This window comes from Saccharopolyspora antimicrobica, from assembly GCF_003635025.1.
Taxonomy (GTDB): Bacteria; Actinomycetota; Actinomycetes; order Mycobacteriales; family Pseudonocardiaceae; genus Saccharopolyspora; species Saccharopolyspora antimicrobica.
Genome location: NZ_RBXX01000002.1, coordinates 1,800,843 through 1,819,484, shown reverse-complemented (window position 1 = coordinate 1,819,484; position 18,642 = coordinate 1,800,843). Strand labels below are relative to the sequence as shown.

15 protein-coding genes, 1 pseudogene and 1 riboswitch are annotated in these 18,642 nt (G+C 70.3%); of the genes and pseudogenes, 12 read left to right on the top strand and 4 right to left on the bottom strand.

What is annotated here, in order from left to right; all coding sequences use genetic code 11:
* Positions 1–251: 251 nt before the first annotated feature.
* The 8 genes and pseudogenes from ATL45_RS39550 to ATL45_RS08965 all read left to right on the top strand — a co-directional run.
* Positions 252–503 (top strand): annotated as a pseudogene (locus ATL45_RS39550) (transglycosylase family protein); the annotation flags it as partial.
* A gap of 582 nt (positions 504–1,085) precedes the next feature.
* Positions 1,086–2,576 carry a resuscitation-promoting factor gene (locus ATL45_RS08995; protein WP_093155774.1) on the top strand — a complete coding sequence of 497 codons (1,491 nt, stop codon included), beginning with the start codon at positions 1,086–1,088 and terminating at the stop codon, positions 2,574–2,576.
* Between the two features lie 130 nt (positions 2,577–2,706).
* Positions 2,707–3,570: a 16S rRNA (adenine(1518)-N(6)/adenine(1519)-N(6))-dimethyltransferase RsmA gene (gene rsmA, locus ATL45_RS08990; protein ID WP_177242022.1), complete on the top strand. Its 864-nt coding sequence runs from the start codon at positions 2,707–2,709 to the stop codon at positions 3,568–3,570.
* Between the two features lie 175 nt (positions 3,571–3,745).
* Positions 3,746–3,833: riboswitch (SAM riboswitch) on the top strand.
* A 245-nt stretch (positions 3,834–4,078) separates the two neighbouring features.
* Entirely contained in the window at positions 4,079–5,098 is a 1,020-nt protein-coding gene (locus tag ATL45_RS08985; RefSeq protein ID WP_093156006.1) for a methionine ABC transporter ATP-binding protein, read from the top strand.
* Entirely contained in the window at positions 5,095–5,778 is a 684-nt protein-coding gene (locus ATL45_RS08980) for an ABC transporter permease subunit (RefSeq protein WP_170210204.1), read from the top strand. The genes ATL45_RS08985 and ATL45_RS08980 overlap by 4 nt, the downstream gene beginning before the upstream one ends.
* A gap of 80 nt (positions 5,779–5,858) precedes the next feature.
* Positions 5,859–6,668: a MetQ/NlpA family ABC transporter substrate-binding protein gene (locus tag ATL45_RS08975; protein ID WP_093155772.1), complete on the top strand. Its 810-nt coding sequence runs from the start codon at positions 5,859–5,861 to the stop codon at positions 6,666–6,668.
* Between the two features lie 249 nt (positions 6,669–6,917).
* Positions 6,918–7,874: a 4-(cytidine 5'-diphospho)-2-C-methyl-D-erythritol kinase gene (locus ATL45_RS08970; protein ID WP_177242021.1), complete on the top strand. Its 957-nt coding sequence runs from the start codon at positions 6,918–6,920 to the stop codon at positions 7,872–7,874.
* 113 nt (positions 7,875–7,987) lie between these two features.
* Positions 7,988–9,769 (top strand): ABC-F family ATP-binding cassette domain-containing protein, encoded by a 1,782-nt coding sequence (locus tag ATL45_RS08965; protein ID WP_093155769.1) that lies wholly within the window; start codon positions 7,988–7,990, stop codon positions 9,767–9,769.
* Positions 9,770–9,774: 5 nt separating this feature from the next.
* On the opposite strand, the gene ATL45_RS08960 is transcribed toward ATL45_RS08965, so the two are convergent.
* Complete coding sequence (locus ATL45_RS08960; RefSeq protein ID WP_093155767.1) at positions 9,775–10,839, bottom strand: ankyrin repeat domain-containing protein; 1,065 nt, start codon at positions 10,837–10,839, stop codon at positions 9,775–9,777.
* 78 nt (positions 10,840–10,917) lie between these two features.
* Here ATL45_RS08960 and ATL45_RS08955 point away from each other — a divergent pair, with 78 nt between their 5' ends.
* Complete coding sequence (locus ATL45_RS08955; RefSeq protein ID WP_093155766.1) at positions 10,918–12,573, top strand: fatty acyl-AMP ligase; 1,656 nt, start codon at positions 10,918–10,920, stop codon at positions 12,571–12,573.
* Between the two features lie 255 nt (positions 12,574–12,828).
* Here the strand turns inward: ATL45_RS08955 and pth are convergent, their stop codons facing one another.
* Complete coding sequence (gene pth / locus ATL45_RS08950) at positions 12,829–13,404, bottom strand: aminoacyl-tRNA hydrolase (protein ID WP_093155764.1); 576 nt, start codon at positions 13,402–13,404, stop codon at positions 12,829–12,831.
* 326 nt (positions 13,405–13,730) lie between these two features.
* Positions 13,731–14,333, bottom strand: coding sequence for a 50S ribosomal protein L25/general stress protein Ctc (locus tag ATL45_RS08945; RefSeq protein WP_093155763.1), 603 nt, complete (start codon positions 14,331–14,333; stop codon positions 13,731–13,733).
* Positions 14,334–14,709: 376 nt separating this feature from the next.
* Here ATL45_RS08945 and ATL45_RS08940 point away from each other — a divergent pair, with 376 nt between their 5' ends.
* The 3 genes from ATL45_RS08940 (at position 14,710) to ATL45_RS08930 (ending at position 17,480) form a co-directional block, all read left to right on the top strand.
* Positions 14,710–15,348, top strand: a complete 639-nt coding sequence (locus ATL45_RS08940; RefSeq protein ID WP_170210203.1) for an NAD(P)-dependent oxidoreductase — start codon at positions 14,710–14,712, stop codon at positions 15,346–15,348.
* A gap of 92 nt (positions 15,349–15,440) precedes the next feature.
* A complete protein-coding gene (locus ATL45_RS08935; protein ID WP_093155760.1) occupies positions 15,441–16,739 on the top strand; it encodes an Nramp family divalent metal transporter in 1,299 nt (432 codons plus the stop codon).
* Between the two features lie 129 nt (positions 16,740–16,868).
* Positions 16,869–17,480 (top strand): malonic semialdehyde reductase, encoded by a 612-nt coding sequence (locus ATL45_RS08930; protein WP_093155758.1) that lies wholly within the window; start codon positions 16,869–16,871, stop codon positions 17,478–17,480.
* Positions 17,481–17,661: 181 nt separating this feature from the next.
* Here ATL45_RS08930 and ATL45_RS08925 read toward each other — a convergent pair whose 3' ends face one another.
* Complete coding sequence (locus tag ATL45_RS08925) at positions 17,662–18,642, bottom strand: ribose-phosphate diphosphokinase (RefSeq protein ID WP_177242026.1); 981 nt, start codon at positions 18,640–18,642, stop codon at positions 17,662–17,664.

Below are 18,642 nucleotides of genomic sequence, written 5' to 3'. Positions count from 1 at the left end.
CTTTGTTATTGGGACGTTCGACCGCGCCCGCTTGCAGTCCGCCGAGCCGTACCTACCGTCCACTTCGGAAGCCGGGTGGAGGGCATCCCCCGAAACTCCGCCGTTGCCAGGCGGAGGCCCTCCCGACCGGAGTTACGGCAGTCAGGATGGCGATGAGGTTCGGCAATTTCGCGAAGACGACCGCCGCGGCGGCCATCGTGCTCTCCGGAGCGGTGTCGGCGGCGGCGGTGTCGCCGGGCACGGCGCAAGCCGCCGGGGTCTGGGACCGGCTGGCGAAGTGCGAGTCGGGCGGGAACTGGTCGATCAACACCGGCAACGGCTACTACGGCGGGCTGCAGTTCAGCCGCGCGACGTGGGCCTCCTACGGCGGTGAGCGGTTCCACCGGTACCCGCACCGCGCGACGCGCGAGCAGCAGATCGCCATCGCCGAGGTGCTGCGCGCGGCCAACGGCGGCTTCGGCGCCTGGCCGGCCTGCGCCCGGAAGCTGGGTCTGCCGAGATAGCAAGCTGAACGACTCACCGGCGGGTGCAGTTCCCACGGTGAGGGGAGGGAGGCCCGGCCCGAGCACGCAGCGCGCTCGGGCCGGGCTCGTGTCCGCGGCCCGCCGGACGGCTGATTCCGCTGCGTTGACACCGGTTGTCAGGGCCGTGTGTTACATCACCTCGACCTGCGGGAAATCTGTTCACGAACCGCTTCGGTACCCCCGAACGGGCCAAATTCGGGCGATATCGCTTACTGATCGTGGTTGGTTGCTCGGCAAACCGGCGTAACGCAGATCACAGGCGCGACCCGGGTGCTTGGCTGCTCCGCTTGATCACGCTAGAGTCTCGGCCTCGTAACCGATGACAACCAGTCATGGGGAACGCCCGTTAGTCTCGCCGGTGTACGTCGGGGAAGCGGGCCGCGGGCAACGACGCCCCGGTCGGCTAGGACGGCAGTTGGCTTGCGGGAGTCGGATACAGACACGAAGCACGAAGGTTGTGCGCCTGCAGGGAACGAGGGAGTTGAGCGATGACATGGTCTCGCCCGACGCATTCCCCGTCCCGCACCAGCGCGACTTCCGCCTTCGGGAGGTAACGACCCTGTGAACGGACGCGGCGAGCCCAGCTATCCCGGTCATCGAACCGAGAACTACTGGGCCGACTCCTTCGACTCTGCGACGGACTGGTTCACCCCGGTCTCGGCGCCCGAGCAGCACACGGCTGTCGGTCTGCTCGACCGGCCCGAGCCGGAGCGCTACCCGGCCGAGGACCACCCGAGCTTCCCGCCGGGTGCCCTGGACATCACCCCGGCGGACATCTACGAGGCGCTCGGCCCGGACGCCGAGGACATGCTCAACACCGCCGAGATCGACGTCGACGAGGTCATCCGGCTGATCAACGCCGAGACCACCGTCCTCCCCCCGCTGGTCATCCCGGACGCGCTGCCGGAGGCCGAGGAGAGCGGCGCTCCGCCGCAGGAGGTCGTCGAGGCGATCACCGTCTGGAAGCGGCGCTTCCTCAAGGGCGCGGTGGCCGGCGTGCTGCTCACCCTCACCGGCACCGGCGGCGCGGCCGCCGCGATGGACAAGTCGGTGACCGTCGAGATCGACGGCCAAGAGCGCACCATCAACACCTACGAGAGCACCGTCGGCGAGGTCCTGGCCGACGAGGGCATCGCCATCGGCCAGCACGACGCGCTCAGCCCGTCGCCGCAGGCCAAGGTCGGCCACGGCGACACCATCACGCTCGACCGCGGTCGCCTGCTGAAGCTCAACGTCGACGGCGAGATCCGCGAGGAGTGGGTCCGCTCGGTCACCGTCGGGCAGGCGCTGCAGCAGCTCGGCGTGCCCACCGACGGCGCGTGGCTCTCCGCCGACCGCGGCATGGCGGTGCCCGCCGACGGCATGGAGCTGGTCATCAAGACCAGCAAGGACATCACCATCATCGACGGCGCCGGTGAGCCGCGGCGGCTGACCACCACCGCCGCCAACATCGACGAGCTGGTCAAGGAGCAGAACCTCCAGCTCGGCGCCGAGGACACCATCACGCCGGGCGGCGACCAGCGACTGGTCAGCGGTGCGGAGATCCGCATCGTCCGCACCAGCAGCACGGTGATCAACGTGACGATGCCGGTCGAGCCGCCGGTGCGCGAGATCGTCGACAACACGATGTTCAAGGGCGAGGAGCGGGTCGAGTTCCCGGGCGTCGCCGGCGAGAAGATCGTGACCACCCGCGTGACCACCCGCAACGGCGAAGAGGTCAACCGCGAGACGGTCGGCGAGAAGATCACCAAGGAAGCCCAGGAGAAGGTCGTGCGCGTCGGTGGCAAGCAGCCGCCGACCAGCGGTGTCTGGGACAAGCTGGCGCAGTGCGAGGCCGGCGGCAACTGGTCGATCAACACCGGCAACGGCTACTACGGCGGCCTGCAGTTCAACAAGTCGACGTGGGACGCCTACGGCGGCGACCAGTACGCCCCGTACCCCCACCAGGCCAGCCGCGAGCAGCAGATCGCGGTCGCGGAGAAGGTCCGCGCGGCCCGCGGCGGCGGCTACGGCGCTTGGCCGGGCTGCTCCTCCAAGCTCGGCCTGAGCTGACTCCCGGACCGTTTGGCAGTCCATGGCCCGTGAGTGCGTTGGGGTGTTGTAGCGCCCCAAAGCACTCACGGGCTTTTGCCATGGCGCACCTGGTCGGGGACTCGGGAGGGGTTGCGGGTACGTTTTTCCCGTGGACGACCAGCAGGCTGCGCTGCTCGGCCCGGCCGACGTGCGCCGGCTGGCCGAGGAGCTCGACATCCGGCCGACGAAGAAGCTCGGGCAGAACTTCGTGCACGACCCGAACACGGTGCGGCGCATCGTGTCCTCGGCGTCGGTCACCGCGGACGACGTCGTCCTGGAGGTCGGGCCCGGCCTGGGCTCGCTGACGCTGGCCCTGCTGCCCGCCGCCGGTGCGGTGACCGCCGTCGAGATCGATCCGGTGCTGGCCGCCCGGCTGCCGCGCACCGCCGCGGAGTTCGCCCCCGGGCTGGCCGATCGGCTCACCGTGCTCGAAGCCGACGCGCTGCGAGTCCGCGCCGAGGACTTCCCGGCGCCGCCGACCGCGCTGGTCGCCAACCTGCCCTACAACGTGGCCGTGCCGGTCGTGCTGCACCTGCTCGCCGAGCTGCCGAGCCTGGAGCACGGGCTGGTCATGGTGCAGGCGGAGGTCGCCGACCGGATGTCCGCGCAGCCCGGCAGCCGCGTCTACGGCGTGCCGAGCGTCAAGGCCGCGTGGTACGCCGACGTGCGGCGCGCGGGTCCGGTGCCGCGCAAGGTGTTCTGGCCGGTGCCCAATGTGGACTCCGGGCTGGTGTCGTTCCGGCGCGTCGAGCCGCCGTCGAGCGCGCCACGCGAGGACGTCTTCCGCGTCGTGGACGCGGCTTTTGCCCAGCGGCGCAAGGCATTGCGCGGTGCGCTGTCCGGCTGGGCGGGCTCCGCCGCACGCGCCGAGGAGCTGCTGCGGGCGGCCGGCGTGGATCCGATGACCCGCGGGGAGCAGCTGCGGGTCGCCGACTTCGCGCGCATCGCGGAGCTCGCCGCCGCGGACCGCTGAACCACCCGTCCGGGCGCTTGCCAATCGCAGCTGATCCACTACCCGGAGTCACCGCGAACACCCAGTGCGGCGGGAAAATTCCCGCTCGTCCGGGTGTGTGATTTGGCGAACGATTTCGGAAAGTGACGACTATCAACTTGCGCTGGAATCCGCCAGTGGGTTCTACTATTCGGGAAATCCATCCCGAGCGGCCGAGAGACCTGGCTCCCAGACGCCGCAGCAACCACCCGACGGGCAGGTGCTAACGCCAGGACCGATGGAGTAGCTGTGGATTCCAACGCGCTGTTAGCCGACTCGACCGCGGGGCAGACCCGGACTTTTTCGGCACGGTCATCGCAAAGCCACATCCGGAGGCTGCTGACGCAGCGTCGCGTCATCGACCACGGGCGGCGGACCACCACCGCCTGTCGTCGCGAGATGTGACCCAGCCCTTCCTCCCTTTCCGAAGTTCCCTGGCCTGCTGCTCCTGCGCGGAGCGCGGCCGTCGCGAGCTGATGTGGAGCCGATCGTGATCACAGTCGAGAACCTGACCAAGTCCTTCCAGCACAACAACGGCACCGTGCGCGCCCTCGACGGCGTGACCATGGAGGTCCCGGCCGGCGCGGTGTGCGGCGTGGTGGGCCCCAGCGGCGCGGGCAAGTCCACGCTGGCGCGCTGCATCGCCCTGCTGGAGAAGCCGGACGCGGGCGCCATCCGGGTCGACGGCACCGACCTGGTCTCCCTCGACGGCAAGGCGCTGCGCGCCGCGCGCCGGCAGATCGGCGTTGTGCCGCAAGGGGATTCGCTGCTGCGGCAGCGCACCGCCGCGGGCAACGTCGCGCTGCCGCTGGAGGCGGCGGGGATGTCCGGCCCGCAGCGGCGCAGCCGCGTCGGCGAGCTGCTGGACCTCGTCGGCCTGACCGACAAGGCCTCGGTCTACCCCGACCAGCTCTCCGGCGGGCAGCGGCAGCGGATCGCGGTCGCGCGAGCGCTGGCCGCCAAGCCCTCGGTGCTGCTGGCCGACGAACCGACTTCCGCGCTGGACCCCAGCACCACCGACTCGGTGCTGACCGTGCTGGACCGCGCCCGCGCCGAACTGGGCGTCACCGTGCTGGTGGTCACCCACGACATGGCCGTGGTGCGCAAGATCGCCGACGACGTCGCGGTGCTGGACGGCGGGCGCGTGGTGGAGCACGGCAAGGTGCTCGACCTGGTCGCCGAGCCCGGCAGCCGGGTCAGCTCGACGCTGCTGCCCGCCACCGACCAGGCCGAGCCGCTGCGCCCGACCGACGGCCGCCACGACGTGGTCGCCGAGGTCGTGCTGGTCGGCTTCGCCGCGGTCGGCGCGCTGCTGCCGGAGGCGGCCAGCCGGTTCGGCATCGACCTGGCGATCCTCGGCGGCGGTCTGACCCGCCTCGGTGACACGCCGGTCGCGAAGTTCAAGGTCGGCCTGAGCGGCGAACGCGCCGAGGCCGCGCTGAAGTGGATGGTCGAACGGGACGCGCACGTGCGACGCGCCCCGGTGTGCGTTGACGGAGTTGCTGCGTGAGTGATGTGACCCCCTGGTCGGAGGTCTTCGCAACCCTCGGTGAAGCAACGCTCGGCACGCTCTACATGGTGTTGGTGTCCACCCTGCTGGCAGTGCTCGGAGGCCTGCCGCTCGGTGTCCTGCTGCACTTGAGCTCGCCGGTCGGGCTGAACCCGAAACCCGTGCTGTACCGGGTGCTCGGCGTCGTGGTCGACGTCGTGCGCTCGGTGCCGTTCGTGGTGCTGCTGGTGGTCCTGGCCTCGTTCACCCGGCTGCTGATCGGCACGTCGATCGGCAGCACCGCGGTGATCGTGCCGCTGACCATCGGCGCGATCCCGTTCTTCGCGCGGTTGACCCAGAACGCGTTGCGCGAGGTCAGCTTCACCGTCGTGGAGGCGGCGATCACCACGGGATCCAGCAGGTTGCGGATCGTGTGGACGGTGCTGCTCGGCGAGGCGCGGGCCGCGCTGGTCGGCGCGGTCGGCGTGACCGCGGTGGCGCTGATCGGCTACGCCGCGATGGCGGGCGCGATCGGCGGCGGTGGCCTGGGCACGACCGCGATCCAGGACGGCTACCAGGGCTACGACGACCGGCTGCTCTACGGCTCGGTCGTGGTCCTCGCGGTCCTCGCCTTCGGGATGCAGCTGATCACCGATCTCACGGCCAAGCTGGTCGACCGCCGCCGCACCGCGGCCGGCTGAACTCGCGGGTCCGGTGCGACCCGATTCTCCTTCGTCCGGGACCTGGTTCCCGTTCTGGCGTCCAGAAAGGACATTTCCTGATGCGTTTGCGCTTCGCTGCCCTGGTAGCCGCCGCCGGTCTGGCGCTGACCGCGTGCGGTGGCGGCTCGTCCGCCGCCGACGACCCCAACGCCCCGATCCGCGTCGGCGTCAGCCCGACCCCGCACGGCGAGATCCTGGAGTACGTCAAGGACAACCTGGCCGAGCAGGCCGGGATCGGCATCGAGATCGTCAAGTTCGACGACTACAACCGGCCCAACGAGGCGGTGGCGCACGGCGAGCTGGAGGCGAACTTCTTCCAGCACGTCCCGTACCTGGATGAGTACCGCAAGCAGCGCGGCGGTGACTTCGAGTGGATCGCGCCGGTGCACCTGGAGCCGCTGGCGGCGTACTCCAAGCAGTTCAAGACGCTGCAGGAGGTTCCCAACGGCGCAACCGTGACGCTGTCCAACGACCCGGCGAACCAGTTCCGCGGCCTGAAGCTGCTGGAGCAGGGCGGGCTGATCAAGCTCAAGCCGGAGGCGGCGGTCGGCACCCGGCTGGCGTCGGCGATCGCGGAGAACCCGAAGAACCTCGAGTTCAAGGACCTCTCGCCGGACCAGCTGCCGCGCTCGGTGGACGACGCCGCCGTCGCGGTGGTCAACGGCAACTACGCGATCAAGGCCAACCTGCAGAACCCGATCGCGGTGGAGAGCCCGGAGAACAACCCGTACGCCAACGGCCTGGTGACCTCGCCGACGCTGGCCAAGGACCCGCGGATCACCAAGCTGGCCGAGCTGCTGCGCTCCCAGCAGGTGAAGGACTTCATCAACCAGAAGTGGGGCGGCGTGGCCGTCATCCCGGCTTCCTGACCCGCAGCACCGACGGAGGGCACCCTCCGGGCCACGGCCCGGGCGGTGCCCTCCCGCCGTTCCGGGCCCGGGCTTGGCTGACCGATCTCGGTCTCGACCTGGACATACATAAGAACAGGCTCCCGCAGTCCAAGCGGCGTCTGAGGTTCCGCTACCCGCACCGCCACGCAAGACGAGTTTCGTCAGACAAGAGCGCAGGGAAGTCGGCGGTGGAGTGGCGTGGGCACGTACGCTCTAAGTGTGCTCTCCGTGGTTCCTACCCCCATCACCGTTCGCGTCCCGGCCAAGGTGAACCTGCACCTCTCGGTCGGCGATGCCAGACCGGACGGCTACCACGAACTCGTCACCGTCTTCCAGGCGCTGTCGATGACCGACGAGGTGACCGTGCTGGTCGCCGAGGAACCCGGCATCGATGTGCACGGCGAGGGGGCGGACTCGGTGCCCACCGGCGCCAGCAACCTGGCGTGGAAGGCGGTGCAGCTGCTCGCCGAGCACAGCGGTCGCGACCCGGAGGAACCCGGCGTGCGGCTGTCGATCAACAAGGGCATCCCGGTCGCCGGGGGCATGGCCGGGGGCAGCGCGGACGCGGCTGCGACGCTGCTGGCGCTCAACCAGCTCTGGCGGCTGGAGCTGGGGCGCGACGAGCTCAGCGAGTTCGGCGCGAAGCTGGGCAGCGACGTCCCGTTCTCCCTGCAGGGCGGCACCGCGCTGGGCACGGGCCGCGGTGAGCGACTGGTCCCGGTGCTGGCCCGGCACACGTTCCACTGGGTGATCGCGCTCGACCGGCGCGGGTTGAGCACGCCCGCCGTCTACACCGAGCTGGACCGGCTGCGGGAGGAATCCCGGCCGAACCGGGTGGGCGAGGTCGAACCGCTGCTGGAGGCGCTGGCCTCCGGAGATCCCCGCCAGCTCGCTCTGCTGCTGGGCAACGACCTGCAGGCCGCCGCGGTGTCGCTGCGCCCGGGCCTGCGCCGCACGCTGCGCGCGGGCGTGCAGGCGGGTGCGCTCGCCGGCATCGTCTCGGGCTCCGGCCCGACCTGCGCCTTCCTGTGCACGGACGCGGACGCGGCGGTGCGCGTGGCCGCGGAGCTCTCCGGCGCCGGCGTCTGCCGCACGGTCCGCGTGGCCCACGGCCCGGTGCCGGGCGCCAAGCTGGTGTCCGAAGAACCGGCCCACCGCCCCACCCCGCCGCAGGTCCACGCCTGAGCGGCCACGTCGGAAATTGACGTTCACCCGGGTGACGGTCGATTTCGTACGAAATCGACGCCCCGCCCGGGCCTTGACGACGCAACGCAGTTGATGGAGTAGACGAGCACTCGATGGTGAACCTGGTCAATCTCGAATCGGTCCACAAGAGCTACGGCGTGCGCCCGCTGCTGGACGGTGTGTCCCTCGGCGTGTCCGCAGGCGAGCGGATCGGGGTCGTCGGGCTCAACGGCGGCGGCAAGACGACGCTGCTGGAGGTGCTCGCCGGCATCGCCGAACCGGACGAGGGCCGGGTGAGCCAGTCGCGCGATCTGCGGATGGCCGTGGTCACGCAGCGCACCGAGCTCCCCGAGGACGCCACCGTGCGCAACGCGGTCCTCGACCCGCACGGCTTCACCGCTGAGCACGAGTGGGCCGCCGACGCGAAGGTGCGGTCGGTGCTCGGCGGGCTCGGCATGACCAGGCTCGGGCTGGACACCCCGGTCAAGGACTTCTCCGGTGGCGAGCGCCGCCGGGTCGCGCTGGCCGCCGCGCTGGTGCGCGACATCGACCTGCTGGTGCTGGACGAGCCGACGAACCACCTCGACGTCGAAGGCGTGCGCTGGCTGGCCGACCACCTGCTGGAGCGCCGGTGCGCGTTGGTGGTCGTCACCCACGACCGCTGGTTCCTGGACACCGTCTGCAACCGGACCTGGGAGGTCGTCGACGGCCGGGTCGAGCAGTACGAGGGCGGCTACGCGGACTGGATCTTCGCCCGCGCCGAGCGCGCCCGCATCGCGCAGGCAGTCGAGGAGAAGCGGCAGAACCTCGCCCGCAAGGAGCTCGCCTGGCTGCAGCGCGGCGCCAAGGCCCGCACCTCCAAGCCGCGCTACCGGGTCGAGGCTGCCGAGGCGCTGATCTCCGACGTGCCGGAACCGCGCGACTCCGCGGAGCTGGTCGCCTTCGCCAAGCGGCGGCTGGGCAAGACCGTGCTGGAGCTGGAGGACGTCGACCTGCGGATCGCCGGCCGCACGCTGCTCGACGGCGTGACCTGGCGGATCGGGCCCGGCGACCGGCTGGGCCTGGTGGGCGTCAACGGCTCCGGGAAGACGACGCTGCTGAAGCTGCTCGCCGGTGAGCGCGAACCGGACGCGGGCAAGCGCATCGAGGGCAAGACGGTGCGGCTGGCGCACCTCACCCAGGAGCTGCACGACCTGCCGGGCGAATGGCGGGTGCGGGAGGCGATCGAGGACGTCGCCGAGCGGGTCACCCTCGGCAAGTACGAGCTGTCCGCCTCGCAGCTGGGCGAGAAGTTCGGCTTCGGCAAGGGCAGGCAGTGGACGCCGGTCGAGGACCTCTCCGGTGGTGAGCGCCGTCGGCTGCAGCTGGCGCGGCTGCTGATGGCCGAGCCGAACGTGCTGGTCCTGGACGAGCCCACCAACGACCTGGACATCGACACCCTGCAGCAGCTGGAGGACCTGCTCGACGGCTGGCCGGGCACGCTGGTGGTCGTCTCGCACGACCGGTACCTGGTGGAGCGTGTGTGCGACAGCGTGCACGCGCTGTTCGGCGACGGCCGCCTGACGCACCTTCCCGGCGGCATCGACGAGTACCTGGCTCGCCGGGAATCGCTGCTGGCGGCGGAGGACAGCGTCGTCGGCAAGCAGGCCACCGATGCGGCGGAGCCGCGCGGGCTCTCGGGCGCGGAGGAGCACGCGGCGCGCAAGGAGCTCGCGCGCTGCGAGCGGCAGCTCGACAAGCTCGCGCAGCGCGAGCAGGCGTTGCACGAGAAGCTCGCGGAGGCCGCGACGGAGCCGGAGCGGCTGGCGAAGCTGAACGCCGAGCTGCTCGGCCTGCACCAGGAGAAGGACGACGTCGAAGCCCGCTGGATGGAACTCGCCGACCAGCTGGGCTGACGGCGTCACTCGTGGATCGTGGCCATCCAGTCGTCCGGGGCGCTGATGAACTCCGGCCAGGAGGCGAGATCTGCGAACTCGCCGTGCTCCTGGTCGAACCACGCGAGCTTCTTCGAGCTCGGGTTCCAGACGATCAGGACGTCGGTGAAGTCCTCGGTGGTGCGGGACAGGCGGAGCAGCTTCCGGTCGTCGAGCTCTGCCTCGAACACATCGGTGCAGGAGAAGAAGTCGAGCTCGCCGAAGCCGCTTTCGGGGAGTCGGATCCGGCGGTCGTCGCGCTGCAGGAACGCCACGAGGTCCGCGGGAACCTCGAACCGGCGAAGCAGCTCGACCGCGCGCTGCGGTGAGCGCAGCTCGGCGGGCTCGACCGAGGCCAGGTATTCGGCCATCGCGTCGTCGCCGCGCTCGACCGCGGTGGAGTAGGGCCGCATCCCGCTGCGGTCGGTGATCGACACGTCGGCACCGTGCGCTACGAGGAACCGGAGCCGGTCGAGGTTTCCATACCGCGCGACCGCGTTCACCGGCGTCGGCCCCCACGGGTAGACGCTGTCGGGCTCCGCGTGGTCGATGTCGACGCCTCGTTCGACGAACAGCGCCAGGGCCGATTCCGGGCCGTCCACCACGAGTTGGCGGAAGGCGGGGCCGCCGTGGTCGGCGACCGAATGGCCGAGCTCATCGATCACCGCCACGTTCTCCCAGCGCTGTCCGTGGACGGCTTCGGCGAGCGCGTCGTTGCCCACCTTCGTGGCCGCGTGGACGTCGGCGCCCGCTGCCGCGAGCCTGCGGAGGACCTGCGGACGGGCGTAGCGCGCGGCAGCGGGGAAGACGCCCTTCCCCGGCAGGTTCAGCGACGCTCCACCGCTGATCAGCCATTCGACGATCTCGTTCCTGCCGGCGATCAGCGCGAGGCGGAGCGGGATCTCCGCGATCGACGTGCTGAGCGGGATCTCCGCGTCCGGGTCCCAGCCTTCCGCGCGCAGCGCTTCGAGCCTCGCCAGGTCCCCGTCGTGGATCGCGGCGGCGGGAGCAGGCGCCGTCTTGAAGGCTCCGAGGTGCCCGAACCGGTACATGTGCTGAAGCTACAGCTCGGTACCGCACTGGTTCGTCGGCTGCGGTGGCGGAGATCGCTGAGCTGTAAGCTGCGTCACATGAGTCGGTTCGTGGAAGCACTGGTGGCGTCCGCTCAGCGCAATTCCGGGGACGACGGGCGCGGGTTGACCACGGGCGAGCCCGCGGAGCCCTGGTTCCGCACGTGGGGCCAGGTGCACGCCGATGCGCTGGGGATCGCCGGGGCGCTCGGCGCGGAGCTCAGGCCCGGTGCCGCCGTCGCGGTCCTGGCCGCTGATCCGGCGCTGATCGCGCCCGCCGTGCAGGCCGTGTGGCTCGGCGGTGGCAGCGTGACGATGCTGCACCAGCCGACCCCTCGGACGGATCTCGCGCACTGGGCCGAGGACACCTTGCGGGTGCTGAAGATGATCGGCGCCCGGCTGGTGCTGCTGGGGCCGCCGTTCGAGCAGCTCTCCGGGTTGCTGGACGAGAATTCGATCGCGCACCGGGACCTGGCCGCGCTCGCCGAGTCCGATGCCGCTCCGCTGGCCGGGCCCGTCGAGGTGGGTGAGGACGCCACCGCGCTGCTGCAGCTGACCAGTGGCTCCACCGCTGATCCCAAGGCCGTGCGGATCACCCACGGCAACCTGCACGCGAACCTGCTGGCGATGGTCGAGGCAGCCGAGCTGGACGCCGAGCGCGATGTGGCGGTGTCCTGGCTGCCGCTGTTCCACGACATGGGCATGGTCGGGTGCCTGACGGTGCCGATGGCCATCGGCATGTCGGCGGTCAAGGTCACCCCGGCGGACTTCTTGTCCCGGCCGCTGCTGTGGCCCGAGCTGATCACCAAGTACCGCGGCACCGTGACGGCCGCGCCGAACTTCGCCTACGCGATCGTCGGCCGCCGGATGGCCCGCGCCGACGACGGCGACTTCGACCTCTCCAGCGTGCGCTTCACGCTCAACGGCGCGGAACCGATCGATCCTGCCGCGGTGCGGACCTTCACCGAGGCGGGCGCGCGCTTCGGGCTGAGCTCGACCAGCATGGTGTGCGCCTTCGGGATGGCCGAGGCGACGCTCGCCGTCTCCTTCGCGCCGCTCGGGCGCGGGCTGGACGTCGACGTCGTCGACGGCGACGCGCTGGAGCGGCGGCGGGCGGAGCCGGTGTCGCCGGACACCGCGCGGGCGCGGCAGTTCGCGCTGCTCGGCGGGCCGTTGCCGGGGCTGGAGGTCGACGTCGTGGACGACGACGGGCGGCGGCTGGGGGAGCGGCAGGTCGGGCGGTTGCGCATCCGCGGTGCGGCCGTGACGCCCGGCTACCTGACCGTCGACGGACCGCTGTCCACTCAGGACAGCGCTGGTTGGCTGGACACCGGCGACGACGGCTACCTGGTCGACGGGCAGGTGGTGATCTGCGGTCGGCGCAAGGACGTGATCATCATGGGCGGGCGCAACATCTACCCGATCGACATCGAGCGGGCCGCCGGCGAGGTCGAAGGGGTGCGGGCGGGCAACGCGGCCGCGGTCCGGCTGGAGGCCGGGAGCCGTCGCGAGCGGTTCGCGGTGGTGCTGGAGTCCCGCCTGGCGGGCGACGAAGCGGCGGAGAAGGCGCTGCGCAAGGAGGTCGCGGCCCGCGTGGTCGACGCGGTCGGCGTCCGCCCGTCGGCGGTCGTGGTGCTCGCACCCGGCTCGCTGCCGAAGACCCCGTCCGGCAAGCTCCAACGAGCCGCCACCGCGGCCCTCGTCCCCACCGACTGACTCCACCGCTCGTCCCACCGACCGACCCCACCGCTCGGCCCACCGGCTCCGCGCAGGTCCACCGGCTCCGCGCAGGGCCATGCGATTTCAATGGAAATCGAAGATCGGATTTCAATTGAACTTGCGGATCTTCGGCGTGTCGCCTCCCGACACGCCGATACTGTCCGCAATTTCAATGGAAATCAGACGTCTGATTTCCATTGAAATTGCACCGGACCCGCAGCCGGGTGGGCTCGCGGCCAGCAGCCGGGAGGGTCAGTGGAACTGGTTCTGGGCGGCTTCGAGGCCCTTGGTGGCCACCGCTTCCACCGCGTCCGCGCAGACGTCGATGAAGTACGCCAGTTCCTTGCGCTCGACGGTTCCGAAGTCCTTGAGGACGTAGTCGGCCGGGTCCATCCGGCCGGGCGGGCGGTCGATGCCGAAGCGCACCCGCACGTAGTCGCGGGTGCCGAGGGACTTGCTGATCGAGCGCAGGCCGTTGTGGCCGTTCTCGCCGCCGCCGCGCTTGAGCCGGATCGTGCCGAACGGCAGGTCCAGCTCGTCGTGGATCACGATCAGCGATTCCGGCGGCACCTTGTAGAACTTCACCGCGCCCGCCACCGGGCCGCCGGAGAGGTTCATGAACGAACGCGGCTTCACCAGCACGGCGCGCGCGCCGCCGAGCCGTCCCTCGACGACCTCGGCGCCGGACTTGTGCGCCTTGAACTTCCCGCCGACCCGGTCGGCGAGCTCGTCGGCGACCAGGAAGCCGATGTTGTGCCGGTTGCCGGCGTAGCGCGGGCCCGGGTTGCCGAGTCCGACGATCAGCGAAACCGCATCCGGAGAAGTCACCGTGAGTCTCCTGCTCTACCTGGGTGCGCAGACCATTGTCGCCCACCGATCGGCGAGCTCGGCGAACGCGCAGCGCGCTGCCCCACGAAGTGGGACAGCGCGCGATGCGCCCGACGTCTGGGCTGAGTGCTTGTTGGCGGTTGCGTCGCGTGGGTGGTCGCTTGGCGGAACCTGAGTGATTCCCCGGACTGCGGGCGCCCCTCCGGCCAATGCACGGCGGAGGGGCCGTAAAACCACTCAGAGCCCCGCGGGCGGTCACCCCGCATGCGCACTGCGAGCGGCTGCCGCCGCTCGCACAAGCACGGACGGCTTCGCCGCCAGGCTTATCAGGCCTCGGAGGTCTCGCCCTCGGCCTCACCCGCGGCGGGCTCCTCGGCCATCGCGGCGGCGGCCTCGGTGACGTTGACGATCAGGGTGCCCGGGTCCGACTGCAGGGCCGAACCGGCCGGCAGCTGGATGTCGGAGGCGTGCAGCTGGGTGCCGACCTCGGCGCCCGCGATGGAGAGCTCCAGCTGCTCCGGGATGTTCAGGGCCTCGGCCTCGATCTCGACCTCGGTGGTCTCCTGGCTGACCAGGCCGCCCGGGCCGGCGTCGCCGGTGAGCACGACCGGCACCGAGACGGTGACCTTCTCGCCGCGCTTGACCAGCAGCAGGTCGACGTGCTCGATGTAGTTCTTGATCGGGTGGGTGGTGATGGTCTTGGTCAGCGCGAGCTCGCTGTCACCGCCGGTCACGTCGAGCGTGAGGACCGCGTTGTGCCCGTTCTCGCGGATGGCGCGGGCGAACTCCACGGACGGCAGGGACAGGTGCTTCGGGTCGGAGCCGTGGCCGTAGAGGACCGCGGGGATCTTGCCGGCGCGACGGGTGCGGCGGGCCGCACCCTTGCCGAACTCGGTGCGCTGTTCGACGGCGATACGTACCTCGGACACGGTGGTGCACTCCTCATGACGTCGGGCGAACGTGAATTGGTCGCTGGCCTGCGGCGGTGGGGCGCGCTACTGGAGCGAATCGACGCGGTGCCGAAACACGGCACCCCGGGGTATGAGCGACATCAGTGCGCCAACCGAAATGGTCGGCGGCCACCGTGCCACCGCGCCGATCACGCCGGGCGAACGTCCCGACCTCGCCGAGGCAACCCGAACAGTCTAAACGGTGCTCGCATAGTCGTTTTCGCACGGGTGACCCGGCGGGGGCCGCCGGCCGCGGGCGGCTCGCTGAGCTCGATGGTTACCGCCAGGTGCGCGGCGTACTTTGAAGTCACCGGTAACCACTGGTTATCGTCGCTGACCAGGACTTTAGGAGGATTTGATGCGACTGGTTCTGTTCGGCGCCACCGGTTACGCGGGCGGTCGGATCGGTGCGGAAGCGAGGCGGCGCGGGCACGAGGTGCTCGGCATCGCGCGGAACGCCGAATCGCTGCCGGAGCCGAAGGCGGCGGGTTCGCTGCACGACGCGGAGTTCGTGCTCGACGTGACGGCGGGCGCCGACGCGGTGGTCGTGGCGATCCCCGGCCGCCCGATGCCCGACGGCACGAAGCTGCTCGACGCGCTGCCCACCCTGTTCGCCGCGGCGGAGCGGCACGGCGCCCGGATCGGTGTGGTCGGTGGCGCGGGCAGCCTGCGGGTGTCCGAGGACGGGCCGCGGGTGATCGACACACCGGAGTTCCCGGCGGAGTTCAAGCCGGAGGCCGGGGCGCACGCCGAAGTCCTGGCCGCGCTGCGCGAGGCCCCGGACGGGGTGGACTGGTTCTACCTCAGCCCCGCGGGCACCTTCGGCGCCTACGCGCCCGGCGAGCGCACCGGTTCCTACCGGCTCGGCGGGGACGTGCTGGTGACCGATGCCGACGGGAACTCCGCGATCGGTGGTGACGACTACGCGATCGCGTTCGTCGACGAGCTCGAAAAGCCCGCCCACCAGCGGCAGCGCTTCACCGTCGGCTACTGACCGGCCGCGTGGGGTATCGGCGGTGCGCGGTGACGTCACGGTTCGGTCGCCTGGATCGGTAATTCCCGGAATTCCGGGTTAACTTCCCCGGCATGTCTGCTGCTGACGTGAACTCCTCGGGTGCCACCGCGCCCGAACCGACCTGGAAGGCCAGGCTCAAGCAGGTCGGTCCCGGCATCATGGCCGCGGCCACCGGTGTCGGGGCCGGAGACCTGGTGGCCACCCTCGTCGCGGGTTCCCGCTTCGGGTACGCCCTGTTCTGGGCCGTGGTGCTGGGCACCCTGTTCAAGCTGGCGCTCGGCGAGGCCGTGGGGCGCTGGCACCTGGCCTCCGGGCGCACCATGCTGGCCGGCTGGCGAACCATGGGCCGCTGGGCGGTCGGCTACTTCGGCATCTACACCGTGATCTGGGGCTTCGTCTACGGCGCCACCGCGATGTCGGCCTCGGCGCTGCCGCTGAACGCGCTGTTCCCGGTGCTGCCGGTCAGCGCGTGGGGCATCATCTGCGGCCTGCTCGGGCTGGCGCTGGTCTGGTTCGGCCGCTACGCGGTGCTCGAGAAGATCATGACGGTGCTGGTCGGCGTCATGTTCGTGACCGTGGTGGGCACCGCGATCATGGTCGGGCCGAACCTGCTGGAGCTGGGCGCGGGCCTGGTGCCGACGCTGCCGGAGGGCTCGGTGGCCTACGTCCTCGGGCTGATGGGCGGCGTCGGCGGCACGATCACCATGGCCGCCTACGGCTACTGGACCTTCGCCAAGGGCTGGCGGGCCCCGAGCTGGATGCCGTTCATGCGCGCGGACAACGCGGTCGGCTACATCACCACCGGCATCTTCGTGGTCGCGATGCTGGTGGTCGGCGCCGAGATCCTGCTCGGGCACGACCTGACCAGCGGCGACAAGGGCCTGCTGCAGCTGAGCGACACGCTGGCCGCCGACTACGGGCAGTGGGCGCGGATCCCGTTCCTGGTGGGCTTCTTCGCCGTCGCGTTCAGCTCGGTGATCGGCGTGTGGAACGGCGTCAGCCTGCTGTTCGCGGACTGGTGGCGCACCTGGCGGCTGCCCAAGGACGCGCCGCCGGAGACCGCGGCCGACTACGACCACAAGGCCGGGATGAACAGCACGGCGTACCGGGTCTACCTGCTGTGGCTGACCTTCCCGCCGATGCTGCTGCTGTTCCTGGGCAAGCCGTTCCAGCTGACCGTGGTCTACGGCGTGCTGGGCGCGCTGTTCATGCCATTCCTGGCGGGAACCCTGCTGGTGCTGCTGAACTCGAAGACGATGATGCCCGCCGAGCACCGGTCGCGGTGGCTGTCGAACACGATGATGGTGCTGTGCCTGGCTCTGTTCGTCGGCGTGGCCTTCAACGAACTGGTCGGCATCTTCACCGAGTGAGCTGGGTGTCGCGCTGACCACTCGCCGGGGAGCGGCTCAGCGGGAATATTTGAAGCTTCACATGGTTGTCGTGGGGTGGGTCCGCCCGCAGGCGGGCCCACCGCGAACCAACCCGTATGGAGAAGCACCATGACCGCAACCGACCAGGCGCAGCTCGTGCTCGGCACCGAGGCGCAGGACCTGCTGTTCCGCGAGGCCCGCACCGCGAACGCGTTCACCGACGAGCCGGTGTCCGACGAGCAGGTCCAGGCCATCTACGACCTGGTCAAGTGGGCCCCGACGTCGATGAACCAGCAGCCGCTGCGGATCGTGCTGGTGCGCTCCGACGAGGGCAAGCGGCGCCTGCTGCCGCACTTGATGGAGGGCAACCGGGGCAAGTCCGAGAAGGCCCCGCTGGTGGCGCTGCTGGCCGCCGACACCGACTTCCACGAGAACCTGCCGCGGGTCTTCCCGCCGAACCCGAACGCGAAGGACATCTTCGCCGACGACGACTTCCGCGAGAAGAACGCGAAGCTCAACGCGTCGCTGCAGATCGCCTACTTCATCCTCGGCGTCCGCGCCGCGGGTCTGGCGGCGGGCCCGATGACCGGCTTCGACGCGGCGGGCATCAACGCGGAGTTCTTCCCGGGCGGCAAGCAGCAGGTCCTGGTGGCGGTCAACATCGGAAAGCCGGCCGCCGAGGGCGCCTGGTTCGACCGCCTCCCGCGCCTCGACTACTCCGAGGTCGTCACCACCGTCTGACGACGACGCACCGAGGTGCCCGCAACTTCCATTGAAATCAGGTCTTCGATTTCAATGGAAGTTGCGGGCAGGGTGCGATTTCAATGGAAATCGGACGTCTGATTTCCATTGAAATCGCACCGGGACGACGACAACGGCCCCGGCCCACCGAAGTGGGGCCGGGGCCGTTGTGCGCTGGGACTCAGGCGCGGCCGTCGAAGAGGCTCGTTACGGAGCCGTCCTCGAAGACCTGGTGGATCGCTTCCGCGACGAGCGGGGCGATCGACAGGACCGTGAGGTTCGGGAAGCGGCGCTCCTCCGGGATCGGCAGCGTGTTGGTCAGCACGACCTCCTTCGCGCCGCAGGAGGACAGGCGCTCCACCGCCGGGCCGGACAGCACCGCGTGCGTCGCCGCGATGATCACGTCCTTGGCACCGGCGGCCAGCAGCTGCTCGGTGGCCTTGGTGATCGTGCCGCCGGTGTCGATCATGTCGTCGACCAGCACGCACAGCCGGCCCTCGACGTCACCGACGACGCGGTTGGCGACCACCTGGTTGGGCTTGCTGGGGTCGCGGGTCTTGTGGATGAACGCCAGCGGCGTGCCACCCAGGTCGTCGGCCCACTTCTCCGCCACCCGGACGCGGCCGGAGTCGGGGGAGACCACCGTGATCTGCTCATCCGTGTAGGTGTCTCGGATGTAGCTGGCCAGCAGCTTCTGCGCCATCAGGTGGTCCACCGGACCGTCGAAGAAGCCCTGGATCTGGTCGGTGTGCAGGTCGATCGCCATGATGCGGTCGGCGCCCGCGGTCTTGAACAGGTCCGCGATCAACCGCGCCGAGATCGGCTCGCGGCCCTTGTGCTTCTTGTCCTGCCGGGCGTAGCCGTAGAACGGCATGACCACGGTGATGCGCTTGGCGCTGGCCCGCTTGAGCGCGTCCACCATGATCAGCTGTTCCATGATGGCGTCGTTGAGCGGGTTGCAGTGCGACTGGATGACGAAGGCGTCGCAGCCGCGCACCGACTCGTCGTAGCGCACGAAGATCTCGCCGTTGGCGAACTTGTAGGCAGCCTGGGGCGTGACCGTTACGTCGAGCTGCTTGGCCACCTCCTCGGCAAGTTCCGGGTGGCTGCTGCCGGAGAAGAGCTTGAGGCTCTTCTTCGGCGTCGCAGACATGGCACTCAC